General features: G+C 52.5%; 22 protein-coding genes. 8 read left to right on the top strand and 14 right to left on the bottom strand.

The features are described 5' to 3' along the window. Positions 1-66: 66 nt before the first annotated feature. The 3 genes from QEH53_RS06030 (at position 67) to QEH53_RS06040 (ending at position 2,608) form a co-directional block, all read left to right on the top strand. Positions 67-546 carry a type II secretion system protein gene (locus tag QEH53_RS06030; protein WP_309022247.1) on the top strand — a complete coding sequence of 160 codons (480 nt, stop codon included), beginning with the start codon at positions 67-69 and terminating at the stop codon, positions 544-546. Positions 547-647: 101 nt separating this feature from the next. Next, positions 648-1,622, top strand: coding sequence for a GSCFA domain-containing protein (locus QEH53_RS06035; protein WP_309022248.1), 975 nt, complete (start codon positions 648-650; stop codon positions 1,620-1,622). Positions 1,623-1,624: 2 nt separating this feature from the next. Then, positions 1,625-2,608 carry a pyridoxal-phosphate dependent enzyme gene (locus QEH53_RS06040; RefSeq protein ID WP_309022249.1) on the top strand — a complete coding sequence of 328 codons (984 nt, stop codon included), beginning with the start codon at positions 1,625-1,627 and terminating at the stop codon, positions 2,606-2,608. A gap of 115 nt (positions 2,609-2,723) precedes the next feature. On the opposite strand, the gene groL is transcribed toward QEH53_RS06040, so the two are convergent. The 3 genes from groL to dnaK all read right to left on the bottom strand — a co-directional run bounded on the left by groL (position 2,724) and on the right by dnaK (position 6,773). Then, complete coding sequence (gene groL, locus QEH53_RS06045) at positions 2,724-4,367, bottom strand: chaperonin GroEL (RefSeq protein ID WP_312843024.1); 1,644 nt, start codon at positions 4,365-4,367, stop codon at positions 2,724-2,726. A gap of 50 nt (positions 4,368-4,417) precedes the next feature. Continuing rightward, on the bottom strand, positions 4,418-4,726 hold the full coding sequence (gene groES, locus QEH53_RS06050; protein WP_309022250.1) for a co-chaperone GroES: 309 nt from the start codon (positions 4,724-4,726) through the stop codon (positions 4,418-4,420). A gap of 94 nt (positions 4,727-4,820) precedes the next feature. Next, positions 4,821-6,773 carry a molecular chaperone DnaK gene (gene dnaK / locus QEH53_RS06055; protein ID WP_309022251.1) on the bottom strand — a complete coding sequence of 651 codons (1,953 nt, stop codon included), beginning with the start codon at positions 6,771-6,773 and terminating at the stop codon, positions 4,821-4,823. 256 nt (positions 6,774-7,029) lie between these two features. Between dnaK and QEH53_RS06060 the strand changes: the two genes are divergently transcribed. Further along, entirely contained in the window at positions 7,030-7,668 is a 639-nt protein-coding gene (locus QEH53_RS06060) for an LON peptidase substrate-binding domain-containing protein (protein WP_309022252.1), read from the top strand. A 12-nt stretch (positions 7,669-7,680) separates the two neighbouring features. Here QEH53_RS06060 and polX read toward each other — a convergent pair whose 3' ends face one another. From polX to menC, 3 genes are read right to left on the bottom strand one after another with little or no spacing between them, the layout of a single operon-like run. Beyond that, positions 7,681-9,441 carry a DNA polymerase/3'-5' exonuclease PolX gene (gene polX / locus QEH53_RS06065; RefSeq protein WP_309022253.1) on the bottom strand — a complete coding sequence of 587 codons (1,761 nt, stop codon included), beginning with the start codon at positions 9,439-9,441 and terminating at the stop codon, positions 7,681-7,683. 10 nt (positions 9,442-9,451) lie between these two features. Next, a complete protein-coding gene (locus tag QEH53_RS06070) occupies positions 9,452-10,855 on the bottom strand; it encodes an AMP-binding protein (protein ID WP_309022254.1) in 1,404 nt (467 codons plus the stop codon). Next, positions 10,840-11,838: an o-succinylbenzoate synthase gene (gene menC, locus QEH53_RS06075; protein ID WP_309022255.1), complete on the bottom strand. Its 999-nt coding sequence runs from the start codon at positions 11,836-11,838 to the stop codon at positions 10,840-10,842. Before menC ends, QEH53_RS06070 begins: the two co-directional genes overlap by 16 nt. Positions 11,839-11,938: 100 nt before the next feature. Here menC and QEH53_RS06080 point away from each other — a divergent pair, with 100 nt between their 5' ends. Beyond that, the gene (locus tag QEH53_RS06080; protein ID WP_309022256.1) at positions 11,939-13,507 is read left to right on the top strand and encodes an IMP dehydrogenase; all 1,569 of its coding nucleotides are present in this window, start codon (positions 11,939-11,941) and stop codon (positions 13,505-13,507) included. 76 nt (positions 13,508-13,583) lie between these two features. Here the strand turns inward: QEH53_RS06080 and QEH53_RS06085 are convergent, their stop codons facing one another. Then, complete coding sequence (locus tag QEH53_RS06085; protein WP_309022257.1) at positions 13,584-13,955, bottom strand: hypothetical protein; 372 nt, start codon at positions 13,953-13,955, stop codon at positions 13,584-13,586. Between the two features lie 185 nt (positions 13,956-14,140). Here QEH53_RS06085 and pyrE point away from each other — a divergent pair, with 185 nt between their 5' ends. Beyond that, a complete protein-coding gene (gene pyrE, locus QEH53_RS06090) occupies positions 14,141-14,710 on the top strand; it encodes an orotate phosphoribosyltransferase (protein WP_309022258.1) in 570 nt (189 codons plus the stop codon). Positions 14,711-14,782: 72 nt separating this feature from the next. Here the strand turns inward: pyrE and QEH53_RS06095 are convergent, their stop codons facing one another. The 4 genes from QEH53_RS06095 to QEH53_RS06110 are packed head-to-tail and all read right to left on the bottom strand — an operon-like array spanning position 14,783 to position 19,335. Continuing rightward, positions 14,783-15,883: a hypothetical protein gene (locus QEH53_RS06095; RefSeq protein ID WP_309022259.1), complete on the bottom strand. Its 1,101-nt coding sequence runs from the start codon at positions 15,881-15,883 to the stop codon at positions 14,783-14,785. Further along, positions 15,880-16,944, bottom strand: a complete 1,065-nt coding sequence (locus QEH53_RS06100; RefSeq protein ID WP_309022260.1) for a hypothetical protein — start codon at positions 16,942-16,944, stop codon at positions 15,880-15,882. Before QEH53_RS06100 ends, QEH53_RS06095 begins: the two co-directional genes overlap by 4 nt. A 24-nt stretch (positions 16,945-16,968) precedes the next feature. After that, positions 16,969-18,450, bottom strand: coding sequence for a hypothetical protein (locus tag QEH53_RS06105; protein WP_309022261.1), 1,482 nt, complete (start codon positions 18,448-18,450; stop codon positions 16,969-16,971). Between the two features lie 36 nt (positions 18,451-18,486). Then, positions 18,487-19,335, bottom strand: a complete 849-nt coding sequence (locus QEH53_RS06110) for a MotA/TolQ/ExbB proton channel family protein (RefSeq protein ID WP_309022262.1) — start codon at positions 19,333-19,335, stop codon at positions 18,487-18,489. A 229-nt stretch (positions 19,336-19,564) separates the two neighbouring features. On the opposite strand from QEH53_RS06110, the gene QEH53_RS06115 reads away from it, so the two are divergent. Together QEH53_RS06115 and QEH53_RS06120 are read left to right on the top strand one after the other, a co-directional pair. Continuing rightward, positions 19,565-20,179, top strand: coding sequence for a hypothetical protein (locus QEH53_RS06115; RefSeq protein WP_309022263.1), 615 nt, complete (start codon positions 19,565-19,567; stop codon positions 20,177-20,179). 35 nt (positions 20,180-20,214) lie between these two features. Then, entirely contained in the window at positions 20,215-20,952 is a 738-nt protein-coding gene (locus QEH53_RS06120) for a hypothetical protein (protein WP_309022264.1), read from the top strand. Here the strand turns inward: QEH53_RS06120 and QEH53_RS06125 are convergent. The 3 genes from QEH53_RS06125 to QEH53_RS06135 are packed head-to-tail and all read right to left on the bottom strand — an operon-like array spanning position 20,921 to position 24,599. Next, complete coding sequence (locus QEH53_RS06125; RefSeq protein WP_309022265.1) at positions 20,921-23,338, bottom strand: VTT domain-containing protein; 2,418 nt, start codon at positions 23,336-23,338, stop codon at positions 20,921-20,923. The two genes, QEH53_RS06120 and QEH53_RS06125, sit on opposite strands and share 32 nt — an antisense overlap. Further along, positions 23,329-24,093 (bottom strand): NRDE family protein, encoded by a 765-nt coding sequence (locus tag QEH53_RS06130; RefSeq protein ID WP_309022266.1) that lies wholly within the window; start codon positions 24,091-24,093, stop codon positions 23,329-23,331. The genes QEH53_RS06125 and QEH53_RS06130 overlap by 10 nt, the downstream gene beginning before the upstream one ends. Next, positions 24,093-24,599, bottom strand: a complete 507-nt coding sequence (locus tag QEH53_RS06135; RefSeq protein ID WP_309022267.1) for a hypothetical protein — start codon at positions 24,597-24,599, stop codon at positions 24,093-24,095. Before QEH53_RS06135 ends, QEH53_RS06130 begins: the two co-directional genes overlap by 1 nt. Positions 24,600-25,033 lie beyond the last annotated feature (434 nt).

A 25,033-nucleotide genomic window follows, 5' to 3' on the forward strand; every position in this document is an offset into this window, starting at 1 on the left:
CTTGGCCGCTATTTCGTGTTCACCGATCTCGTGCCGAGCCATTCTAAAAACTCGGAATTCAAACTCATGGCACCAAGCAAAACGACCCCAACCACAAAAAGACGCGGATTCACCATAATCGAACTGCTGGTTGTGATAACGATAATCGGTCTGATAGCCTCTGTCGCTATACCCTCTTACATCGCCTCACGCCAAAGTTCCACCGCAACCCGGACTGCCAACGACTTCCGTAAGTTCGGCGACCAATTTCTTTTGTACAGCATGAAAACAGGTGATTGGCCAAGCGATGGCTTGCCGACCACCATTCCGGCCGGCATGGAGCCTTACCTATCTGATTCCGTCTGGCAAAAGGAGACACCACTCGGGGGATCGTGGGACTACGATTACAACGCATTCGGTTTCACCGCAGGCGTCTCCATAGACAGCGCAACTCCAGACGACGCACTCTTCGCGGCGATCGACGCCCTTATTGACGATGGAAACCTAGAGAGCGGGTCCATGATAAAGTCTGGCGGCAATCGTCTGTCTCTTATCATAGAGCCATAGCAGCTGGAAGTCTCACCCGCTGTTGACCTAGACTAGTTTTCCTTCCAGACAGTTGATTTTCCGCCAACTTGATCCGAACCGTTGGCAGGACAGCTGCCACCGTGAGATTTAGAACCCCAGTCAACATAGATGCCGCCGACTCACGGTATGGGCATCAAGATAAATTCGTTTGCCTCGGCTCTTGCTTCGCAACGGAAATCGGTAGCCGCCTCCAACGGTCACTCTTCGAGTGCACTACCAACCCGCTGGGCAATCTTTTCAACCCCATCGCCATTGGCGAAACGCTCCGCCGATCCGTCCAAGGCCGTCCCTTCGAAGCTGATGAATTCTTCCAGCATCAGGAACTGTGGCGGCATTTTCTCGTTCATAGTTCCCTCGCTCGAAAAGATAGGGATGAGAGCGTCAACGTCGCGAACAACTGTCTGCTCGCTCTCCAGCTGAGCCTGAAAAAGTGCGGACTTCTGATTTTGACTCTCGGATCAGCATGGATCTACGAGAAAAAAGGCGATCGTCGTACTATCGGGCACAACCACAAGCTCCCCCATTCGATTTTCAAAAAAAGGCGTTTGTCCCCAGCCGAGATAACGCAAGACCTCCGGTCTTCGATAACTTCCGCGCGAGAAACCAATCAATCGCTTAAAGTTTGTATCTCTGTCAGTCCTGTTCGCCACGCCCGAGACGGCTTGCACGAGAATAACCTCAGCAAATCAAGCTTGCTGATAGCGACCGAGGAGCTCACCGGATCCCTTCCGCATTGCAGCTACTTTCCGGCCTACGATATCCTTCTTGATGAGTTGCGCGACTATCGCTTCTACGCCGAAGACCTCGTCCATCCCTCCAATCTGGCGATCAACTTCATCTGGGAAAAATTCAGCCAAGCCTATTTCAGCGATCCTTGCAAAATCCAATTAGCTGAAATCGAAGCGATTCGCGGCATGCTTGATCACCGTGCCCAACATACGGATACAACTAGCTACCAGACCTTCAAGTCATCCATATTGAAGAGAATCGATGAGCTATCCCAAAGCCTTCCGCAAGCGACTCACTTAAAAAAGCAGTGGAGTCAACTTCCCTAAACATGACCCCGTTCACTTTGGAGCATAAGGTCGACCCCAACCTGTCACGCCCTACCCGCATCCATAGAGTCCCTTCAATCGAGGCTGAAAAACTCTGGATAAAGAGAGAGGATGAGCTCAGCTCCGGGATAAGCGGAAGCAAGCTCCGCAAGTACTCGAGCTTGATTCCCCACCTCATAAAGGAAAGGGTCGAAACGGTCGGTATGATTGGAGGACCGAATTCAAATAATCTCGTCGGGCTCGCGCAAATCCTCCGCGAAAATGGAATCAAGCCGATTGCCTTCGTTCGACAGGCTGCTGACAAACAGATCCGAGGCAATGCCCTGCTTCTCGACATGCTTCTCGACAAGAGTGAGTTGATATTGATCCCACGCGAGCAATGGTCACAAGTCGGTGATACCGCACGAGAGTATCTCGAAAAACAAAACACTCGCAGCCACCTCCTAGAAGAGGGTTGCTCGGGCTTCGAAGCCCTCCCGGGCGCCATGTCGCTAGCTAAGGATATTCTCCGGAATGAGATGGAAATTGAGCAGGTGTTCTCGAGAATCTACATAGATTCCGGAACCGGCATGAGCGCTACAGGATTGATACTGGGCCTTGAAAGCATGGCCCCTCCAACTCCTCGCGAAATCGTAGTGACCCTTATCGCTGACTGCGAAGAAAGATTCAATGCACAGTTATCTCGATTTCGTTCGCAGCTTTCTGAAAAAATCAAAAGAGTAATCGAGCCACAGGTGGAGCTAAGATTCTTAAGTCCAATATTGTGCCCAAAATTTGGATCAATTAACGCAAGCGTTATACAGGAATGTCGCAGAGTGGCGAAAACGCTGGGGCTCGTTATGGACCCGACGTACTCTGCCAAGCACTACATGACAGCAAAAGCCGACCTCCTATCTAACCCGAATTCGAATCGTTCGCTTTTTATATTCAACGGCTCTGCCTTGGGTCTTATGGGATTTCAGGATAGGCTTAGCTCAAGGGCCTAATATCATTCCGACACACATCTGCAAGAGACTCAAATGTGAACAAAAAAAGCGGCTCTCCGAAGAGAGCCGCCAAGTGTAGAGTGTGTATTTGCTTAGAGTTGTATTGGCTGACGGACTACATCATGCCGCCCATGCCACCCATACCGCCCATTCCGCCCATATCAGCATGGCCGCCACTGGACTTTTCTTCAGGGATATCTGTGATCATACACTCCGTTGTGAGGAGGAGACCAGAGATCGAAGCAGCATTCTGGAGTGCGGAACGCGTTACCTTGGTTGGGTCGACAACACCAGCCTTCAGGAGGTCTTCGTAGGTGTCAGTCGCAACGTTGTAGCCCATGTTGCCTTCCTGGGCGAGAACTTCCTTGACCACAACAGAACCTTCGATGCCAGCGTTTGCGCAGAGCTGACGAATAGGACCAGCAACTGCAGTCTTGATAATCTGAGCACCAATCGCTTCGTCACCCTCGAGATTAAGAGAGTCGATCGCCTTTGCAGCGCGGAGAAGAGCAACACCACCACCAGGGACAATGCCTTCCTCAACCGCAGCGCGTGTAGCGTGAAGAGCATCTTCAACACGGGCCTTCTTTTCCTTCATGTCTGGCTCGGTTGCGGCACCAACATTGATGACTGCAACACCGCCAGCGAGCTTCGCGAGACGCTCTTGGAGCTTTTCGCGATCGTAGTCGGAAGAGGTTTCTTCGATCTGACGACGGATGAGCTTAACGCGTCCTTGGATGTCGTTTGCAGAACCGGCACCTTCAACGATAGTGGTGCTTTCCTTATCGACAGTAACGCGCTTAGCAGAACCGAGGTCAGAAATCTGCACGTTCTCGAGTTTGAGGCCGAGGTCTTCAGTGATGCAGCGACCACCGGTAAGAACCGCGATGTCTTCGAGCATCGCTTTACGACGATCACCGAAACCAGGAGCCTTAACCGCGCAAACGTTGAGCGTGCCACGGATCTTGTTAACAACGAGTGCTGCTAGGGCTTCACCTTCGATGTCCTCAGCTATGAGGAGGAATGGCTTACCAGTCTTCGCAACCGACTGAAGCAGCGGAAGCAAATCGTTGAGGTTAGAGATCTTCTTCTCGTGGATGAGAATGTAAGCGTCTTCGAGAACCGCTTCCATTGTTTCACTGTCGGTAGTGAAGTATGGAGAGAGGTAACCCTTGTCGAACTGCATACCTTCGACAACGTCGAGGGTCGTTTCCATGGACTTGGCTTCTTCAACGGTGATCGTTCCGTCCTTGCCGACCTTGTCCATCGCGTCAGCGATGATGTCGCCGATCGTTTCGTCCCAGTTTGCGGATACAGTTGCAACCTGCTTAACTTCTTCCCGTGACTCAACAGCCTTGGAGATTTTAGCGAGCTCAGCTACACAGGCTTCAACAGCCTTGTCGATACCGCGCTTGAGGTAGATTGGGTTGCTGCCGGCAGTTACGTTCTTGAGACCTGCACGATAGACAGACTCAGCGAGAACGGTTGCAGTGGTAGTACCATCACCAGCGGAGTCTGAGGTCTTGGAAGCAACTTCGCGAACCATCTGAGCGCCCATATTTTCGTATGGATCTGGAAGCTCGATTTCCTTGGCAACGGTAACGCCATCCTTGGTCACGTTTGGAGAACCAAACTTCTTGTCGATGACGACATTACGACCCTTAGGGCCGAGAGTTACTTTTACCGCCTTGGCGAGTGTTTCAACACCGCGGAGAACCGCTTGACGTGCCTTTTCATCAAATAGCAATTGCTTAGCCATTATAGTATATTTGTGTAATTGATTGTTGGTTACTTAGAAACGAATCGAACTTATCCCTCGATGATACCGAGGATGTCGTCTTCGCGAACGAGGAGATAGGTTTCGCCATCGACCTTCACTTCAGTACCTCCGTACTTGCTAGTGAGGACCTTGTCGCCAACCTTTACATTGAAAGCGATCGCCTTGCCGTCTGCGTCCTTGGAGCCAGTGCCCAGGGCAATGACTTCCGCCTCTTGTGGCTTTTCCTTGGCAGAGTCGGGGATATAGATACCACCGCGGACTTGCTCGTCTTCTTCGATGTGCTTGATCAGCACGCGATCACCTAGGGGTTTTACTTTTACTGATGTTGATGCGCTCATATTGTGAGTTAACAGTTTGTTAGATTTATTTATTGATTGATTGAATGGAAAGGGACGTCTCGAATCAGTTCGAAACGTCCCAAAAGTTTGAATACTAGTCCTTCTTCTCGTCGTCGACCACTTCGAAGTCAGCGTCCACTACGTCAGCCTGCTTAGGATCCTTGCTCTTCTTGCTCTCACCCGAGTCACCGCCACCTTGTGGAGGTGGAGCACCTGCACCAGCTGGATCGCCTGCGCCGGCTGCGGAAGCCGCTTCCTGGTAAAGCTCAGCGCCGACCTTGGTCAGCTTCTCGAGAGCAGCCTTGATCTCGTCAGCATTGTCAGACTCTAGAGCCTTCTTGCCTTCAGCGATCGCGGCTTCGATTGGAGCCTTCTTTTCAGCGGGTAGCTTATCACCTGCTTCACCCAGCATCTTCTCCATCTGGTAGATGGACGAATCGAGCTGATTACGGCTTTCGACCGACTCCTTGCGCTTCTTGTCTTCCTCAGCGTGGAGCTCAGCGTCCTTGGTCATCTTTTCGACTTCGTCTTCAGAGAGACCGCCGGATCCGGTAATCGTGATCTTCTGGTCCTTGCCAGTTCCCTTGTCCTTAGCGGAAACGTTCAGGATACCGTTGGCGTCGATGTCGAAGGTAACTTCGATCTGCGGCGTTCCACGAGGTGCTGGCGGAATGCCATCTAGGTGGAAAGTACCGAGAACCTTATTATCCGTCGCCATCTGCCTTTCGCCCTGCAAAACCTTAATCTCAACGGATGGCTGGTTGTCCGCGTAGGTGGAGAATGTCTGGGACTTCTTCGCTGGAATCGTAGTGTTTCTTGGTATCATCGCTGTGGATACGCCACCTGCCGTTTCGATACCGAGAGTGAGAGGGGTTACGTCAAGAAGAAGTACGTCGCGTACATCGCCCTTAAGAACCGCGCCCTGGATAGCCGCACCGATTGCAACCACTTCGTCAGGATTAACACCTTGGTTAGGCTTTTTGCCAGCCAGTTCTTCAGCAATCTGAACAACCTTCGGCATACGGGTCATACCGCCAACGAGAACGAGCTCGTCTACATCCGAGGTAGATAGGTCAGCATCACGCAAGCAGTTCTTGAAAGGCACCTTCAAGCGGCTGAAGAGATCATCGGTGATCTGCTCGAGCTTCGAGCGCGTCACTGAAATATTCAAGTGCTTGGGACCAGACGCATCCGCAGTGATGAACGGAAGATTGATGTCGTAATTCGTGGATGAGGACAACGCGATCTTCGCCTTTTCCGCTTCTTCCTTCAAACGCTGGAGAGCCATAGGGTCACCCTTCAGGTCGATGCCATTTTCTGACTTAAACTCAGCGACCAGCCAATTGATGATGTGCTCATCCCAGTTGTCACCACCGAGCATGGTGTCACCGTTGGTGGACTTAACTTCGAATACGCCGTCGCCGATTTCGAGGATCGATACGTCGAAGGTACCACCACCCAAGTCGAATACGGAAATCTTCTCCTCTGATTTCTTGTCGAGGCCGTAAGCGAGCGAAGCTGCAGTAGGCTCGTTGATGATACGGAGAACGTTGAGGCCTGCGATCTTACCAGCGTCCTTGGTTGCTTGGCGTTGGCTATCGTTGAAGTAAGCCGGCACGGTAATGACTGCTTCCGTGATGGTTTCGCCAAGATACGCTTCCGCGTCTGCCTTGAGCTTTGCCAAGACGAATGATGCGATCTGCTGCGGGGCAAACTTCTCGGTCTTATCGCCCACTTTACACTCTATGTAAGCGTCGCCATTGTCTGCGCCTACCACCGTGTATGGAAGGCTCGAGGCTTCTTGACTCAACTCCGAGAAGCTGCGCCCGATCATCCGCTTGGCTGAAAAGATGGTGTTCTTCGGGTTCGTGACCGCCTGGCGCTTTGCTGCCTGGCCCACGAGCCGCTCACCTGTCTTGCTGAACGCTACGATCGACGGAGTCGTACGTGCGCCTTCTGCATTTGGTATTACGACCGGCTCGTCGCCGTCCATTACTGCCATGCAGGAGTTAGTTGTTCCTAGATCTATGCCTAATACACGTCCCATGCCTATCGCATCAGCAAACAATATACCAACGGGATTTTAAAATCCTCAACTCATTGCTTTCGTGTTACTTACAGTCTTTATCTTATCCAAACACCCCCTCACCAAATAACAGTAAACTTGCTTTTGTCCCACTTTTTGTCCCACTTTTTTACAATCATGAGACATATACCTTCACCGCTGTCACAACTGAGACACAGCCGACTCAAATCCTTCTGATTGATGGAAACTTCTAGCTGCAAAATCACTCTCACAAACCATGACCATCCCTAACGAGCTACCTGCCATGATCCTACCTGGAACGGTTTTGCTTCCCAAAACGATCATGCCACTTCGGATATTCGAGGAACGGTATCAATTGATGTTGGCAGACTCTCTGGGGGGAGATCGTATTTTCGCAATTGCAAACGGAGTTCCCGACGCAGCCGATAATGACTCGATTTCCGACTCAGACCGCAAGCAGCTCGTTGCAACGGTCGGTCTCATCCGCGTCAGCTCCCAAAATCCGGACGGCACTTCCATCCTAATGCTGGAAGGAACCGATAGGGTAAGAATCGAAGAGGTTTCGCAACTTACACCCTACCCGATTCTCCGTGTATCCAAATTTCCTACTACAAACCGCCCACAAGACGAATTCGAAGCAGAGATCGTAGTCGTTCTACTCGATAAGGTGGATCAGCTCCACGAGCTCGTCGCAGTAGACGAAGACAATGCAAACGCTGCCTGCCATGCGATCGACGACCTCGAGATGCTCGCTCACTTCATCATGCAAACCTACTGCAACAGCTCAGTCATGATGCTGCGAACGCTCGAAACCACGAATCTCATAGAACGCTGCAAGCTCGTGTCGGACTACCTCCAGCTGCAAATCATGCTGGCCGAAGAAACCGGGGAGTAATCCGCCGCAACACTACACAGCCTTTAGCCGCCCTAGAGCGGGCCGTCGCTTCGCGAACGCTTTCCTCACCTCATCCACGCTTAGCGTGTTGAACACGTGGCTTTCGTTGAGCCAGCCCTTGCGGGCGACATTGACCCCGGCTTCCACGAAGTCGAAATGCTCAATCCGGTGAGCATCTGGGTTGATACTCGTCATCAAGCCCTTATCCGCCGCTCGACGCCAAAACCTCCAGTCCATATCCAAGCGCCGAGGGTTCGCGTTTATCTCGATAATGACTCCGTTGGCAATCGCCGCGTCCACGACTTTAGAAACATCGACTTTATAACCCTCGCGCCTCAGCAAAATCCGCCCTGTCAGGTGCCCCAGCATCGTAGTGGCTGGATGCTCGATCGCTCGAATTAATCGCTTAGTCATGTCCTCCTCAGTTTGAGTCATAGAAATGTGTACGGAAGAAACGACGTAGTCTAAACTCATCAGCGTACTCTCGTCCAAATCCAAGCTGCCATCGGTTAGGATGTCGCACTCTACCCCTGAGAATACGTACGTCGAAAATTTCCTCGACTTGTTTAGGGAATCGATCAGCGAAATCTGTTCGAGCACACGTTCATCATCCAAGCCATTAGCCTGGAAGCTCGCCTTGGAGTGATCAGCTGTTCCCCAGTACTCCCATCCCCGCTCCTGAGCTGCCTTCGTCATTTCTTCGAGCGAGCAACGTCCGTCGGAAGCGGTGGTGTGGTTATGGAAAACGCCGCGTATCGATTTTCCGTCCAACAACTGCGGCAACTTACCTGACTCCGCCGCCTCGATCTCACCGGCCCCTTCACGGAGTTCCGGCAAAACGTATTCAAGGTCCAAGTACTTGAAGAGATCCTCTTCAGAAGATATGACCTTACTGTTGGAGAAATCGTCTTCGTCCACCGGCTTCAACCCCCACTCGCTCAAGCTCATACCTCGCGATAAAGCTCGTTGGCGCATCGCTACGTTGTGATCCTTCGATCCCGTAAAATGATGCAATGCGAAATAGAACTGCTCTGGTGGCACTACTCGTAAATCCGCCTGTAATCCACTCTCGAATCGTACACTAGACTTCGTCTCACCGCGGGCCGTCACTTCCTTAACACCTTCTTGCGCAACGAACCAATCCATAATCGGCTTCGGTGTCTTCGATCCTACAATAAAATCTAGGTCTCCTACCGTTTCACGTTTGCGCCGCAAACTACCGGCGTGAGATGCCGAATCTACCTCAGGCAGACTCTGCAGCCCATCTAATATTGGCTTGGCCACCTCGAACGCATCCCACCAAAGATGACGCCTTCCATAGGCTTCCCTGTTCTCGATACCCAGCAAAATCTTCTCCGCAGTCTTCTTGCCAAATCCCTTCAGTTCAGCAACCGCGCCCGACTCGCAAGCTATCTTCAACTCCTCGATGCTAGCGACACCAAGTTCTTTATGCATGTTCTTGATCTTCTTAGCGCCTAGCCCCGGTATCTCAAGCATGGATACAAGTCCCGGTTCGACCGAATCTTTTAGTTTTTCGAAAAACGTTAAAGATCCCGTTTCGTAGAGCTCCGTGATCTTCTGGACGAGAGCATCCCCAAATCCAGCGACTTCCTTGAGCTTCCCATCCGACACTAGATCTCCCAAGTCCTCCTCCAGGGTTTCCAGTTTGCGGGCTCCATTCTGGTAGGCACGAATTTTAAACGGGTTCTCACCTTTGATTTCGAGTAGCGTCGCTATCTCGTTCAGTACGTCCGCTATATCACTTTTGTCCATTGAAAGTATTCTACGCGCTTGTTTTCGCTTCAAGTTCAGGAAGGTTTGGCTTTCCCGCTTCATTCCTGGGAATTTCGCTTAGCCGTATCCATTTCTTGGGCATCTTATAGTTTGAAAATTCCCGTCCGATCACTTCGCGGATCGTACCCTCGCTCACACCACTGTCCTGCGGCACATAAGCCACCGCTAGCAGTTCGCCCCACTCCCGATCAGCTATACCAAAGGCGTGTACATCGCTCACTAGCCCACTCGCCTCGAAAACCATTTCCACTTCGCGAAGGTTCACTTTCTCTCCCCCCGTGATAACAACCCGGTCAGCCCTGCCTAGTACCATCAAGTGTCCTGCCTCGTCTAAACGCCCGAGATCAGTGGTTAACACCGATAGGTTCGACTTAGACAAAGTATCGCCATAGTATCCACGAAATAATGACATACCTAAAACTTGAATTAAGCCAACCTCCCCTACGGGCATACGTTCACTCGTTACCTCCTCGTTCACAATGTCGATGCGAACATGCGGCAATGCTCTCCCTTGATGCATCTCGCCCGCTAGGAATTGTTCAGGTGACAAGGTAGCTACCTGAGCGCCCGTTTCTGTCATTCCGTAGGTCGGGGCAAGCGGCAAACGCAGGCTTCGCGAACGTTCGAGAAGCCCGACTGGGGCAGGGCCTCCGCCGATGAAGATCGCTCGATAATCCTTGAGGCGCGGTATGTTCGCCTCGTCTCTCAATAAGCGCTCGAGCTGGGTCGCTACCAAGGATAGAAACCGGACCTCCCGATCTTCCGCGAGTAACAAGGCATGCTCCCGCTCGAAGGTTTCCAGCCGACCGAATACGACGCTTCCCATCGTCAGGAGAGCTCGCACGAGTTGCATGAACCCGCTAACGTGATAGAGAGGCAAGACACAGTGTCCCGCCATCTTGCTGCAGGAGATGTGAGCTTGGAAACCGTAGGCCGCAGCCGCGAGGGTGCTCCAATCATGGATTGCGAAACGAATCCGTCCAGAAGTGCCGCCCGTCGGGATCATCACTCGCAACAGATTTCTACCCATCTCCACCGTGGTCGACAATCTTGCCGCTTCGTTCCTCGAGCATGCAAAAACGCCGGGACCGGAATCCGAGATTTCGTATTGCACATTGGATACACGCCTCGCCGTATCCAGCTCAACTCTTCCCCAAGTTGGGTTGAAAAGGAACAGGTCAACCTCTTCTCGCGAGAACGCAAGAAATAGCGCTGCAAAACTGAGCGGATGCGTGGCCATGATCGCGACGCGCGTTCTGCCTTTACCGCTATCACGCAGCTTGTCTACCCATCCGTGTGCCGCGGAATAAACCGGATCCCAAACAGATCTGAACTGCGGGAACAGTCCACCATGAGATTCGAAATCAAAGAGTCTATCTAAGTCAGGTTCCACAGGCTTTCGAGGGTATCGCTACTCGGTAAGGCGCCGTTCTGCAAGAATGGACCCAAGTCTAATCCGAAATTCCTGTCTCTGAACAGACTCTCCACTCCAAAACCTAGTGCACGCATCGAGCCTTCTTGTCGGATCGCAAATCCGATAGCATTCGCCGTTCCAACCATAGATTCTAAGGATGACGAAAAAACGCAGTCTCCCGCTCCACTTTCGAGCTCTTGCTCCATCGCTCCGAGACTGCCACTAATCGAGGGCTTGATCACGTAAAGTCCCGCCCACTGATCGTCCCGCCACCGTTTCAAATCGTCCACCGAGCCAACAGACTCGTCCAAGGCCAAAGGAGTCGGAAAATCCGCGGCGAGGCGACGCATCTCGACTTCGCTACCGCGCGGCAACGGTTGCTCGATAAACTCTACCGGTAGCTCCGCAGCGCGCTCTAGCCAAGACACTGCCAAACGGTAATCAAGCATCCCGTTTGCATCCAATCGAACAGAGACTTTTCCATCACTCATCTCGATCACTCGATCCAATGCCTTCAACTCATCGAGCAGGCTACCTTTTCCAATCTTAAACTTCAGGCATTGGTAGTGCATCTTGAGCTTCTCCTCGACATCCGCCACATCGCTTAGGTTCGTGACTAGTCCGCAGATCGGCCAAGGTTTTTGCAATTCTGGCCAAAGCCCTTCTTCGGCGATCATGCGAAGCGCCGACTCGATTGCCCAGATGAGGCAAGGATAACCGCCAAGTTCCGGCAGAACCGACTCCACCTCAAATTTCTGCCCGAAAGACTCCACCACACCCAGAGCCGTTGCGAAGCTCTCGGTACCAAATCCCAAGATGGGGGCAACTTCACCGAACCCAACCCGCCCATCGCCATCTTCCAAACGGATCAAAATTCCCTCTCGAGTCGCGTAGCTCTCCCGAGCGTTAGAAAAATTCCCTGAGAAATGGCGGCGGTAGGCCTTATATTCGAAGCGATGCATGGAGCGGCGTGATTTTGAAGCTACCTCTTGGAGAACAAAAAAAATCAAATATCGAGGCCAAAATTCTTGATTCCCCACAAGCCTCTCCCTAATCCGGACTATGGCCAGCCTGAGTTCAAACGACTTCAACGAGGACAACTACTATCTCGGCAGCGACGACTTCTTCACCGCGCAACGAGATAACGCACTGACATACGACGACGTGTCGTTGGCGACCAACTACACGGAGATCCTCCCCAGAAACGCCTCTCTCGCGACTTCCCTGTCCGATCGCCTCAAACTCAACCTCCCGATCCTTTCTTCGGACATGGATACGGTAACCGAGTACCAAATGGCCATCCATATGGCGCTATCCGGCGGTATGGGTATCATCCACTACAACATGCCCTACAGAGAGCAGGTGTCACAGGTCACTCGCGTCAAGTATCACATCAACGGACTTCTGCCTAACCCGATCACCATACCAGATCATCTGATGATCGGCGACGTACTTTCGCTAATCGAGGAAAAGGGCTATAAGTTCCGCACCTTCCCAGTGGTAGACGAAACCAAACGACTCGCCGGCCTCCTGAGCAGTCGAGTGGTGAAAGAGCGCTACAGCGGACTCGCGGTGAAAGACGCAATGGACTCGATCGAGCAAGTTCATACGATGAACCAAAAGGACGTGCTCCACGACCCTATCACCGTCGCGGACGCTTTCTTCAGCAAGCACATCGGTATCAATAAACTGCTCGTGGTCGACGATGATCGCTTCCTCAAAGGCATCGTTTCCCTTTCCGATATTGAGCGCATAAATGCCGAGTCGCAGTCTGTCCTCAAACCCGCTCGCGACTCAGACTTCCGCCTCGTGGTCGGCGCCGCCATTTCGGCAATTCGTAAACCGGACGGCACTTTGGATCACGATGCCATCGCCAAACACGTCGGAAATCTCGTAACCGAAAAGGTCGACGCAGTTGCCGTTTCAACTGCTCACGGCCATTCCGCCGGTGTCGGCGAAACCGTAAAGTTCGTCCGCTCGCAGTTCCCCGATCTCACCATAATCGCTGGAAACGTGACCTCTGCCAGCGGCGTCGAGTATCTCGCCGACTGCGGAGCGAACGCCATCAAGATCGGCCAGGGGCCCGGTTCGATTTGCACGACTCGAATCGTGGCGGGAGTCGGCATACCTCAGCTCACAGCACTTTACGTGGCCTCCCAAGGAGCCAAGAAAAAGGGTGTTCGTATCATCGCGGACGGCGGTATCACCAAATCGGGCGACATGGTGAAGGCTCTCACTCTTTCCGATGCAGTCATTCTCGGCGGCATGCTGGCAGGTTGCCGCGAAGCTCCCGGGGAGCTCATCGAAATCAATGGTAAGCTCTACAAGAGCTACCGCGGCATGGGCAGTCTTAGCGCCATGGAAAAAGGGTCTGCCTCCCGCTACGGACAAGACAAGAAGGACACCACTCGGAAACTGACGGCCGAAGGCATCGAAGGCATGAAAGAAGTCCAAGGTACCGTTGCCGAAACGCTAGCTCCCATGGCAGGCGGAATTCAAGCCGGTATGGGCTACCTCGGAGCCGCGACTGTACCCGAGCTCAAGAGAAAGGCCCGCTTCGTTCGCATCTCCGGAGCGGGCATGGTCGAATCCGCGCCGCACGACGTGATCGAGGTTTCCAAGCGCGGCTAAGCCGCGCTCCAATCTTACCAAACAAAAAACGACGACCCAACGGTCGTCGTTCTTTGAAACTCGTTTATTCGCTGGGCTAGAGCCGCTCGCGGTATTTGGCGGAAGCCGCGTCCGCCTTTGGAATCTTTGATCGAAACACTTCGTTCCAAACCGAATACATAACCCAAATTCCGAAAAGGCAAGGAGCGAGAGAGATCATACCACGGGTGAAATCTGTGGTTCGAATGAGGTCCAGCACCGTAGGGATCGACAAGAAAAGAGCAAATCGCCTGCAACTTCTCGCCTTGCGGGCCAGGCGTTCAGGTGAACCTTGAACGTCGACCAGCCTTAAATCCGGCTTCATTTGACGTGCTACATGCTTGAAGTAACGGCCGTAAAAAAGTGCGTAGAAAATCCAGACTGAACCCCAGATCCAGCTAGATTCGGTTATGCCGTTCGTCTCGTTCATAGTTGATAAGTAGTTTGATTTGCTGAGCGCCGCGACTTTGTCGCACGCCTTAGGAATAGATCGGCTAAGTAACTAAGAACCTAAGAGCTCAGCTTTGTTCCCCTAGCTGTCGAATCCTGCTTTCCTCAGGCTAACGAGGGCTTTTTTGCTGGATTGCTTTCGCCCCGCTCTCCAATTTGCCCGCCATGCAATCCACGCAGGACGAAGTTCTAGAAATATTCAAACGCACCAAAGCGCTACTCGAGGGACATTTCATCCTTCGCTCCGGTCTTCGTAGCGAGTTCTTCTTTCAGTGCGCTCAAGTCTGCCAGCACATTGGCGAAGTCAGCCGACTCATCGAGCTCCTCAAGCCCAAGCTCGATACTGTTTCCTTCGATACCGTACTGGCTCCCGCCATGGGAGGCCTCGTGGTCGGACAAGAGGTCGCCCGCCAATTCGACAAGCGATACATATTCGTGGAAAAGGTGGACGACAAACTCGAACTGCGCCGAGGCTTCAAGATAGCAAAAGGCGAGCGTATCCTCATCGTCGAAGACGTCGTTACTCGTGGCGGACGCGTCAACGAAGCAGTAGAAATCGTCAAGAAAAACGGCGGAGTAGTGGCAGGTATCGGTGTTCTGGTCGACCGCAGCCAAGGAAAAGTTAGCTTCGAAGCCCCACTGCACTCCCTTCTGGAAATGGGGTTCCCAACTTACGACCCCGAAAACCTCCCCGATCATTTGAAGAACATCCCCGCAATCAAGCCGGGAAGCTAGAAGACTCGCGTCTACAATTTTCAAATACAAAGGCCCGGCTACAAAAGTCGGGCCTTCAGTTAAATTGGCTTCCTAGGGGAAACGGATGATCACCCCACCGCCCCTGTTGATCGGCGGTGGTGGAGGTCTCGGATACCGGTCCGTCTCGTTGCGATCGATGTTGTCTAGGTTTTCCCGGTTCATACCGATGAACGCCCCTCCATGCTCGTAGGTAAGGTCATGCATCAGCTTCGCAAATTTGACTCCGGAATTTTGCAGGATCATCGCTCCATTGTGTATCACATTTGGAAAACCGATGGCATTAATACGGGCGATCCGGTTGCCGTCCTTGTCTTTGTTCAACTTGCGAATTTCCTGCAGCACAGGCTCTGGCTTACCTGTAAATTCGTCACCAAAGACATAAACGCCAAAATGGAATTCCTCCACGTTTGGATCATAGAGGGTACGGATCGCGCGACGGATGCCGGGTACCGGATTACTCTCACTCTCGTAAGGGTAAAGGAGCACCTGACGGACCATTGCCTCGCGCATCTCTGGCGAATCCTGAAGCCACTTTCCGCCCATACGGGAGCCCATGATAAAGTGCCCGCTCGCATCCAAAAGTTGGATACCCTTTACTTCAGGGTAAGACATCACCACCTCTTCGAACTTCCTGACGACGTGAGGGTTGATGCGGTTAGTGCTGCTCTCACGCATACTTCCCGAAGTATCGATGACAAACGCTATATAATTGCTCTCGACTGGCACACCTATCGGTACTGGCTTGATAATCTTCTGCTCGACTTCCGGCTCCGTTTGAAAGGCCGCCAGCTCCTCCTTGATCGACTCTAAGTCAGTTATGAAAAGCTCCTTCGCCTTTTCCTTGTCGCTTATCTGTTGCTTCAGCTTGGCGATGAGCGCCTCGAGCGAGTTGCGTTCCGCATCTTTCTTTTTGCGCTTGGTTTTCTCCAAGTCCAGATGCACATCCAACTCGTCCTTGCGAATCTGGTAATCCGCCAGCATGAGCTGCTTTTGCATGACTGTGTTCTCCAGCACTTTTTGAAGCTTCACGATCTCAGTGGCTTGGACTCCCATCGATACAATGAAGAGCAAGATAATCGCTCCGAAACCGCAGCAAATACAGTCCAGAAACGACAGGCTGAACACCTCTGTCTTTCTCGAACGCCGACTCATAGGTCAGGCCACCCCTCCGACGGGCTAATCATTGATCCGCCGCTTGCGTTTGCTAAACGCCAGAAGTGCACTGCCGAACCTGGGTCAGGCATTAATGGATACATGATTGTGTTTACCGGCAGGTCGATGTCCAAGGCGTTCTGGGCCATGCGTAACATCGCGACGCGATCGTCGTACATAACTTGGTTACTACCGCCGTATGAATCTGCCAGCGTTGGCAATCCGTCACAAATCAAAACCAAGCGGTCCGGCTCTATAGGAAGCTCATTCACGATAGCAAAGGCCTTCTCGAGATTCGCGCCCCCTTCCGGCGTGATATCGTCTATCGCATTCAATACTTCAACTGTCAGGTCGTTGTCCATGGGATCGAACCAATCGCGTCCGAATCCAACTTCGAGCGGCACCAGCTCTTTGTTGAAGAAAATGATCTTGTAATTGCCGCCCTCTTTCATGTTGGCGATCAACCAGCGCAATGCTAGCTTAACGCGTTTCCACTTTGGCGCGTTCCGACGTTCCTTTTCGCTCTTCTCCGCGTACTCGGTCGCCTCGACGATCGTATCAGCAGTCATACCAGCCGAGGCCTCGACCAAGAATAGAACCTGTTTACCCATGATGTCGAAGCCCGTCAAATACTGGCGCTTGTCGGGATTGGGAATCGGAATCGGAGCTTTCTCCTCCTGTTTCGGCATATTCTCCTTGTCGTCGATGAGCTTACCGAGCTCCTCCTCAATTGCCGCTAATTGAGCCAACAGCAATTTGAGCATATCGTCTAGCTCAGTGTGCCGTTTCTTTGTTTCGTCCAGTCGCGCTCCACTGTCCTCAGCACGCTCGGTTTCGTAGGCAAGAGTCAGTTTTCTGTCCTCGATCTCCTTGTCGTTCTTGGCGATCTCGTCTTCCATCTCGCCGATGATCTCCATAATCGCCGACTGCAGGTCATCCATCTCCTCCGCCTTCCGACTCGCAGTCAAAACGAACAGCAAGAGCACCGCCCCGAAACCACAGCAAACGCAGTCTAGGAATGACAGGCTAAAAACTTCTGTTTCTTTTCTTTTGCGACTCATAATTCAGCTACCTTGAGTATCCTTCTACTGAATACAGTGAATCAGCAACAGCTGTTTACGCCGGCCAGGCAAAGCGACCTCGAACGAATCTCCAGCGCGTAAGCTGCTAGCGGATACGGACTCGATGATTGTGCTTTTCGACTCCGCCAATATCCAACGATCGTCTTCAAACTTCAGCCTACAAAGCTCCGCCGGAGAGGGCGTCAGGTCTCGTTCAACAACAAGGTGAAAATCCTCGGACTCTCCGAATCCTATAATAAAATCTCCCGTGCCTAGCTCATACGCTAAACCGTCGCACACGATGTGGGTGGGATTCAGGGATTTTCCCTGCTTCACCAGTCGGATGGCTCCTACAGGTACTCGAGGATGCGGAAGCTCGCCTTCCCCTTCTTGCGGTACATCGAGATTTATGCCGGTTTCTACACGCACATCCTCGATGCTATCGGGCACATCCCAGGTTTTGCCTAGGTTCGCCGCGCCGAAAGCAGCGCTCTCTGCGGGTAGCTGTTTAACCACTCCCACACCTTGAGCGATGATAGATTCCTTGAGACCTTGGATAGCAGCAGCTCGTTCCGAAAGGATGACCTGAACCGGACGATCGCCATCGCCGTAATCGTTAACTGCTCGTAGCAAGATCTGCGTGAGCACCTTGACGTAAGGTGCGAGGTCAAGCGCTGCCAGATCACGCGTTACTGTCATTTGACGGGATTTTTCGCGGGTCGAGACCTCCAAGCTGGCTTCGCCAGTCTTACCCAGATGAAACAGCATTTCCCTTGTTTGCGCGTGGAAAGCTTGCTCGATCTTACGGTCCTCGGTAATGTCGAAGGAGGTCTGCTTCAAAAACCTGCTCGCCAAAGCGTTCGCGAACCGCTCCTGCATCGAATGGAAACCATTTTGCGGCTGGCGCGAAAAATAAACCCGCTCCAATCCAAACCGTTTGTTGAACACCGTAATATGTGTCGCGTGGAGCAGCAGGTCCAAATGGAACATTCGCTCGCCTTCTGCGACCCCCCAAAGCCCTTCGCTATACAAGGAAGCCGCCGCCATATCCACGACGCCTACCACGGGAACCTTCAGGTCGTTTAAGATTCCGAGAAGAATTCCGATGCGCTGCTCAGATATTTCGTTTTGCTCGAGATAGTGTCCCGGAACAGCCACTACCACGCGTTCCACGTTCTCTACCTCGCGGCGAAGCCGTCCGACTAGTTCGGTGAAAAACTTGTAGGCGATCTGCGAATACGCGATGCGAGATTGCCTTCCCTCAAAATTTGTCGATTGCAGCGACAGTTCATCGATGAAGGAGGAATTCACACGGCGCGGGAAAACTTGCCCTAGCTCTTGGGCTTCACTTCCGAAGACCAAGGTGTCCGTGTTCGAGCCTGAGAAGGCATAAGCCGGTAAACGCTCCGATTCGCTGTCGAGCTGAAGAGTGCGGGTCGAGCCATCGTCGTTGATCACGACGCCGTGCACCCCGACATCGCTCAGCTCAATTCCTAGGGTAGCCATACTTGGTCAATTCTTTCTTGGGTTACTGCGTTGCGTTTAGCGAAAGCTGATTTGCGTCTCTTCGTGCTCAGGCGTTTTCATCAGCGCCACCACTCGTTTCGTCGCAAATTCCTTAAGGTCGATAAGAAGCTTCTCTTGCTTAGACTGGAGAAGGTGTAGGAAAAACATCAGAGCGATACTGAGCAGAAGTGCGATCAGGGTAGAATTGAAAGCAAGGCCGAGGGCAGCAGTCACGCCGGAAATATCCCCACGGATCGCTTCGTCTGCGAGAGCCAATGCCTCGCCAATACCGCGTACCGTCCCAATGAATCCTACCGACGGGATTGCCCAAGCCAAGTAGCGCAGCATCCCTAGATCCGAGTCGAGTTCGTCGTAGGCCATCTCAGAGCGCTCATGGACAGCGAGCGACGCGTCTTGAATGGAACGGGTCGAGTCGAAACGATGCAATGCGGCCAAGATAATTTCCGGCAATATCTTGTCGCGCAGCTTCGGATTGCGCCTCACATCCTCCTTGAGCTCCTTATAGTGAGCGAGCGAGTCCTCCGGGATGATGCGCTCCCCTTTGGAAATACCGAGAAAAGGGTGACTGACAACTGAACGCTCCCGAGAAACTCCGTACGCCTTGTAGACCAAAATGATCATAGCCCAAGTCATCAGCATCAAGCAGACCATTTGCTCCTTATCCTTCAGGATTACTACGATGGAACGGTTCGCAACCTTCGGCTTATCCGGGTTTTGGTTCGCTTCCACCAAGCTGGCGATTTGAATATCTTCTGCTACCGGCCACACGTAGTAGCGGTAAGTGGAAAAAACGACTAGGACCGAAAAAACGAGGCCCAGAGCCAAAACGATAAACTCACGGGACAGAAAGCTGTTCCTCTTCATATGTTTACTAGGTGCTCTTGCTGTGGTTAGGGTAGGAATGAACTAGGTTGGCTTAACTCGGAACGAAATCCAGCCTCGCATACGATCCTTTATACGAGTCATGAATCAACATAGTTTCATTGAAATTCTCAGCCGATGCGGCTAACTAATGTACTGTTGAACAATCCATACCCCGAAAAAAAAAATTAGCGAATCCAATCAATAGATCTCAATCGTAGTTAATTGTAATATGAACCGGAAGCACGCCCTAATCTCCACCCCTCTCGCTCTGCTAGCCTCAGCCGCCCTCATTTTCCAAACGGGTTGCGCCGGGCCAGCTGCATCTAAAACAGTCAAAGGCGCAACCGTGGGCGGCGGAATTGGAGCCGTCGGAGGCCTTATCGCCGGCGAGGATGCAGGCGGAATCGCCGCAGCCGGTGCTGCTGGCGCGGTCGTAGGTACCGTAATTGGCGCAGTGGCCCAAAATCGCGAAAACAAGCGTCAGGACACACTCGCCCAGCAACGCGCCTACAACCAAGCCATCGCCATGCAGAAGCGGGCTCAGGAGAAAGAGAAATCGCAACTTCAAGAAGAGCTGGAGATAGCTGAAGGCTTTCGTATCACCGAAGAGGAGCTCGATGAAATGACCAGCCGAGCCGAGGCAGCTGAGGAACGCCTTGCCATTCAACAAAAGAAACGCGACGCCGCCATAGAACGCAAACGCGAGTTGGACGAGCTTGAAGCACGCGAACGCGAAGCGCTCGCGGAAGCGGCGCGCTTGGAGAAGGAGCTAGCTGAGCTAGAGGGTGGAACGACCACCGCATACAAAAAGACCACTGAAGAGCCGGCTCCTCCACAGTTGTAGGACAAAGTCTTCGAACAATCTCAAACAACTAAGCCATGACAAAACTACTACGCAACGCCGCGGTCGGATTGCTGATGGCCCTACTTTTGCAGGCCTGCAATACGACCTACGAAATGCAGGTCGATGCCATCAAGAACCCCCGCCCAACCGATCCCGACGCGGATTCCTACGTCCTGATACCGCGTGATCCTGCACAGGACACTACGGATCTACGCTACCAAGAAACCGTCAAGTGGATCAAGACCGCCCTTTCCGCCAAGGGCATGTATGAGGCCCTCGATCCTCTCGACGCGGATATGGTCATCGAGGTCGATTATGGAATGGAACCTCCAAGGCAAGAAATTCGCGTAGTCGAAGTTCCGGAATATCGGACGATACGCGGCCCAGGGCACTACGCGCTACAGACCGTTTACGACCCTGTCACTAAAAAGACTCGGACCATCCGCGTCTACGTACCGGGGCGGACTTCAACAGAGCTGATTGGCTATTCACAACAAACCCAGACTATCATCATCAATGAGAAATACATGGTGTTAACGGCTAAAGAGAACAAGCTCGCCGAGTCTGGAGACACCACATCTGAAGAGCTTTGGAGCGTAACCGTTCGCAATGAGGACGACAGCACCGACCTCCGCGAATACTTGCCGATTATGGCGTCGGCCGCAACTGACTACATAGGCGAAGACACAGTAAACTCGACCACCGTCCGCCTCAAAAGCGACGACGAAGTCGTGGCATTCGTCAAGCAAGGTCTCGCGAAGGAATCCCTCTGATGTGACCTACAGCTAACTTTATCACCATTCTTTTAGAAACCGGTTCGTGTCCAGCGAGCCGGTTTTCTTTTGCCAAGGCAAAGATGGCTCGCCACTGCCTCATCAAACTCGACCAGCCAAAAAACGGTCCATGTTTCGGATCGTACATGTTAGTTGGCTCAGAAGTGATCCCGTTGAGCTCAATCACCTTTATGCCTTCACCTCGCTTGAGTGCATCTTCGCTCGGCACCCTGAGATCGTAGCGCCCGAAATGGAAGCCCTCCACCCCGCGAGAAAAGCGATCCACTTCGGCGCTGAGCTCGGGTGTAATCAAGTCTGCTCCGTCGAGGAAAAGAGCGCCGCGACAGTGAGTGCCGATGGAAGCTAGCATGAAATTCTCGCCATCGGCGGGCACCGTATCCAACTGTGACTCAAATTCCTCGAGGAAGAACCGAGCCATGCAGACAGCCCTTTTGTCACGCAAGATCAGGGTCTCAAGGCTACTGACTCCGTCCCCAACTACCCAAGTCGTTCGCTTATCGGTAATCGAAGTTACCTGGCCCTGGTCCCGACCCGCGAAACGCTGATAGAAGACTCCGTATTCCGTCCCGCCTACATACTCTTGCGCGATTGTGTCCTCTTCTTGCGCCTCGAAAAAAGCGATTGCGTCCGCTTCCGAGTAAGCGATCTCAACCCCCTGCCCTCGCTGCCCTACATCTGGCTTTAGCACGATAGGATACTCGATACCGAGTCGATCCATAAACTGCTTTAGCCGCCTAAGTTTAATCGCAAGGGGCTCTTCTAGCCGTATCGCCTCGAAACGGGCGATCGGCACACCCGATTTTTCAAGATGGCTCAGTATTTGGATTTTGGATTCATATACGAGCCCACTCGCAGGCATACAAGGATTGACGGAAAAAGGTAGCGACAGCGAGCGGTAGCGAAGCGACAACCAGACGATCTGAAAGCCGACCGGAGCATAAACGGCCCACACCGGCCAGAATTCCCAGCCAATCAAGCGTCTCCAAGAGCTATACAAAAGCCGTCTCCCCTTCCATGTGGCGAATTTAGAGAGGAAACGAACACCGACCGCAAAGCACACTATCAACGCGACGATACCCAGCCACCCTCCAGCTCCCATTGATTCGAATAACTCCAAGAAGACCTCTCCCAGGAAGTAAGAGGCCAGCACAAGAATAGGAGTCCACAGAGCGGCAGCGAGCAATAAAGCCAAAGTAAACCGCATCCAACTTACCTTTACTACCCCCGCCGCAAAATAGGTCGGCACTCTGCTTCCGGGGAAAAACCGCGTCAGCACGATGAGCGCAACTCCTCGCTTCTCGAACCAGTCCGAGCTTCGATTAAGAGACTTTGCCGATACAAGATGCCTCAGAACTGGCAACTCCAGAGCCGTGGCTCCAAACGCCCGTCCAATGAAATAGATCCCGAGGTCTCCAAAGAAGATACCGAGCAAGCAACCAATTATAGCCGGCATTAAATCAATACCTCCACCAGCCGCCAAAAGGCCACCTCCGATACAGGCGAAATCCTCGCTAGCAAAGGTCGAAACGGCTAACAGAAATCCGCCCCATACGGCACCGAGTTGCACGCCAGAAAAGTCCTCAAAACGCGCAGTTACTCCATCCGTCAGGCTTCCGTTCTCGGTTTGATGCGTATTGTCTCGGGTCTGTTCTAAGAGGGCCGATGGATCCTCATAGGATCCTATTGTCGCATCGGGTCGGATCGATTGGTAGGCTTCCAACGCACCCGACTGCTCAAAATGTCCACCCTCAGGGTGAAGGATCATCAATGGACCACTCGCGCGGTAGAAAAGCTCTGAAGCATTCGATTGGTCCGCATCAAAAGTTCGGCGCGCCGTTTGAAAATTATACGGCAGCAAATCGCTGTATCCAAAATGTGGTACGGCGGTTTCCAGAATCCAAAACCATGCGAGTTGAAAGGACTTCAGAGCTTTGTTTAAGCGGGTGTCTCCTAACAATTCAAAACGCGATGACACTGAGGGACTTACCAGGACCAGAGATGACGAGCGTGTTTCCAGCTCATCTGCTAGTTCCAGAGCATCAATCGATCCATATCCTATTCCCACTAAATGCACATCTATCGACCCGCTTCGATCAATTGCGGTCGCCAACTCTCTCACCGATACAGCCCCCGACTCTGCTTGCCAAACCGCAGTGTTTTCGCGAGCAGCAAGACCTCGCATTAACGATCCGAGTTCAGGATTCAAGCCTCCTACTCTGCCAAAGAGAACGTAGAGAGACCTTCCGTCCGTCTCCGAGCCGCTAAAGAAAGGTTGGGTATCGGGTGTTTCATGATATCCCATCCAAAAATGGGAAATGAAGAGAGCCACTCCGTAAGCAGCAAATAACTTGAACTTCAATCCCATCGTTCTCTATCGAAAGCTTCCACTCCTTCATTTCGCGGAAGGCTAACGGTCACTTTACCTCGGAGACTACGATCTTCCCCTTTCACCGCCTGATAATGGTAACTCACATGCTCGTCGTCTACTGTGATGTGAGATACGCTACGCGTTCTTGAATCGCGTCTCAGCATCATGGGATTGAAGGCCGCGTCTGAATGTGGGGTGCCAATATGAAGCCGCTTCATGTCCTCCGGGCCCAAAGCGCTTTTTCCACCAAGCAAGTCCTTGTATCTCAATTCTCGATACTTCTGGATTTCATCCGTTCGATACGAAGAGGTGGTTACGAAACCACTCTCGGGTGGCGACGCGCGAAATGCCTTTCCGCTCCATGAGTAAAAGTCGATGCCTTCCGCGTCTGCTATCGCGACCAAGAAAGGCCTATAGCAGCCAAAGCTCTCCTCTTCTAACTTTGCCCTCGCCTTCGAGCGTGATGAGCAGGAGGCCAAGGTGATTGGTAGATTCCCACGACTTCTCGGATTTATGGGTACCTCCGCAAGCTGGGCTTCCGACCCATAGTTGTTGAGCAAGAAAACGCAGAGCCCGTACTCGTTGATAGCCAACCAAGTGCCACCTCCATCCGGGTCGATGGCTGCGATTAGCCTTGTTCCATCCAAGTCCATCACAACCGGGGGAACCGCTTCGCTACGCGACTTGCGCTCATCGCGATTAAAATAAAGCGATAGGTTTCCTCCACCCACGCTCCACGTCGCCGTGCACATCAGCGCTGGATCGAATTCAGAAACTTTAGCGTAGACGGAGCCACGCCAAAACCTTCCTCCGGGTAAATACCTTGCATGCGACTCGCGATAGCAACCAAGGCAAAGTGGTGCACCGTATGGCTCACCAGAAACTGCAACTCGCGACCGAAACTGGAGACGGAGTGCAAGTCGTCACCTTTCGTCGAAGCACAAACCTTAACTTGTACCGACCTCCCTACGTCGACTTCCGCCGCTTCCATTCTCCGTGAAAGCTCGGAGAGAGACTCCAGGGCGACCGATAGCATCTTCTCTTCCGATGTGTCGCGTTCGCGATTATCGTAATCGATCAGACCAACGGCGATCCCTTCCAAAAAAGAACGGTAGTGATCAAGCACATGGCGGAAATGAGCCCCGATCCCCGACCCATAGCTCGCCGGATCGGTGGCGTTGAAGGTTCGTTCGTCGTGGCGAGAAAGCAGCTGGATTCCTTGGTGCAGCAGTTCGCAGTTGGCACGGAGCAGGTTCATTAGGAAGGGATTTGTAAGAGTCGTTCTAGTGCGCGCTTATTCCGAGTAAACCCAGTTTTTAGAAAATTTACACACCCAAAATCTACACCTCGGCGAACAGGGCGGTCCCTCATCTCCTAAAAAGTCGATGCCGTTCGTCCCCTGCTCGGCACTTCGAGCTAGCCGGGTGAGCAGACGCGATACGATTAACTGCAAAGCTGTCGTCTCCGAACAGCTTAAAAGGCTTTGACCTATGGGCAGTTAGAGATTTGCTCATTCAAAGTGCATTCCGCGAAGGCGAGGCACCACCAAAACAAAGGCGAGCTCCCAATAATCCACCTGCTTCCTATAACGTGCACGGAATAATGCGACCCGAGTCCCACCCCGATCTACCCCGCACTCAGAGAGTCGAACTAATCGCTTTTCCTGATGCAGAAGGTGACAGGCTTAGACGC

Origin of the sequence: Pelagicoccus sp. SDUM812002, from assembly GCF_031127835.1 — a bacterium.
In the GTDB taxonomy this organism is placed as follows: domain Bacteria; phylum Verrucomicrobiota; class Verrucomicrobiia; order Opitutales; family Opitutaceae; genus Pelagicoccus.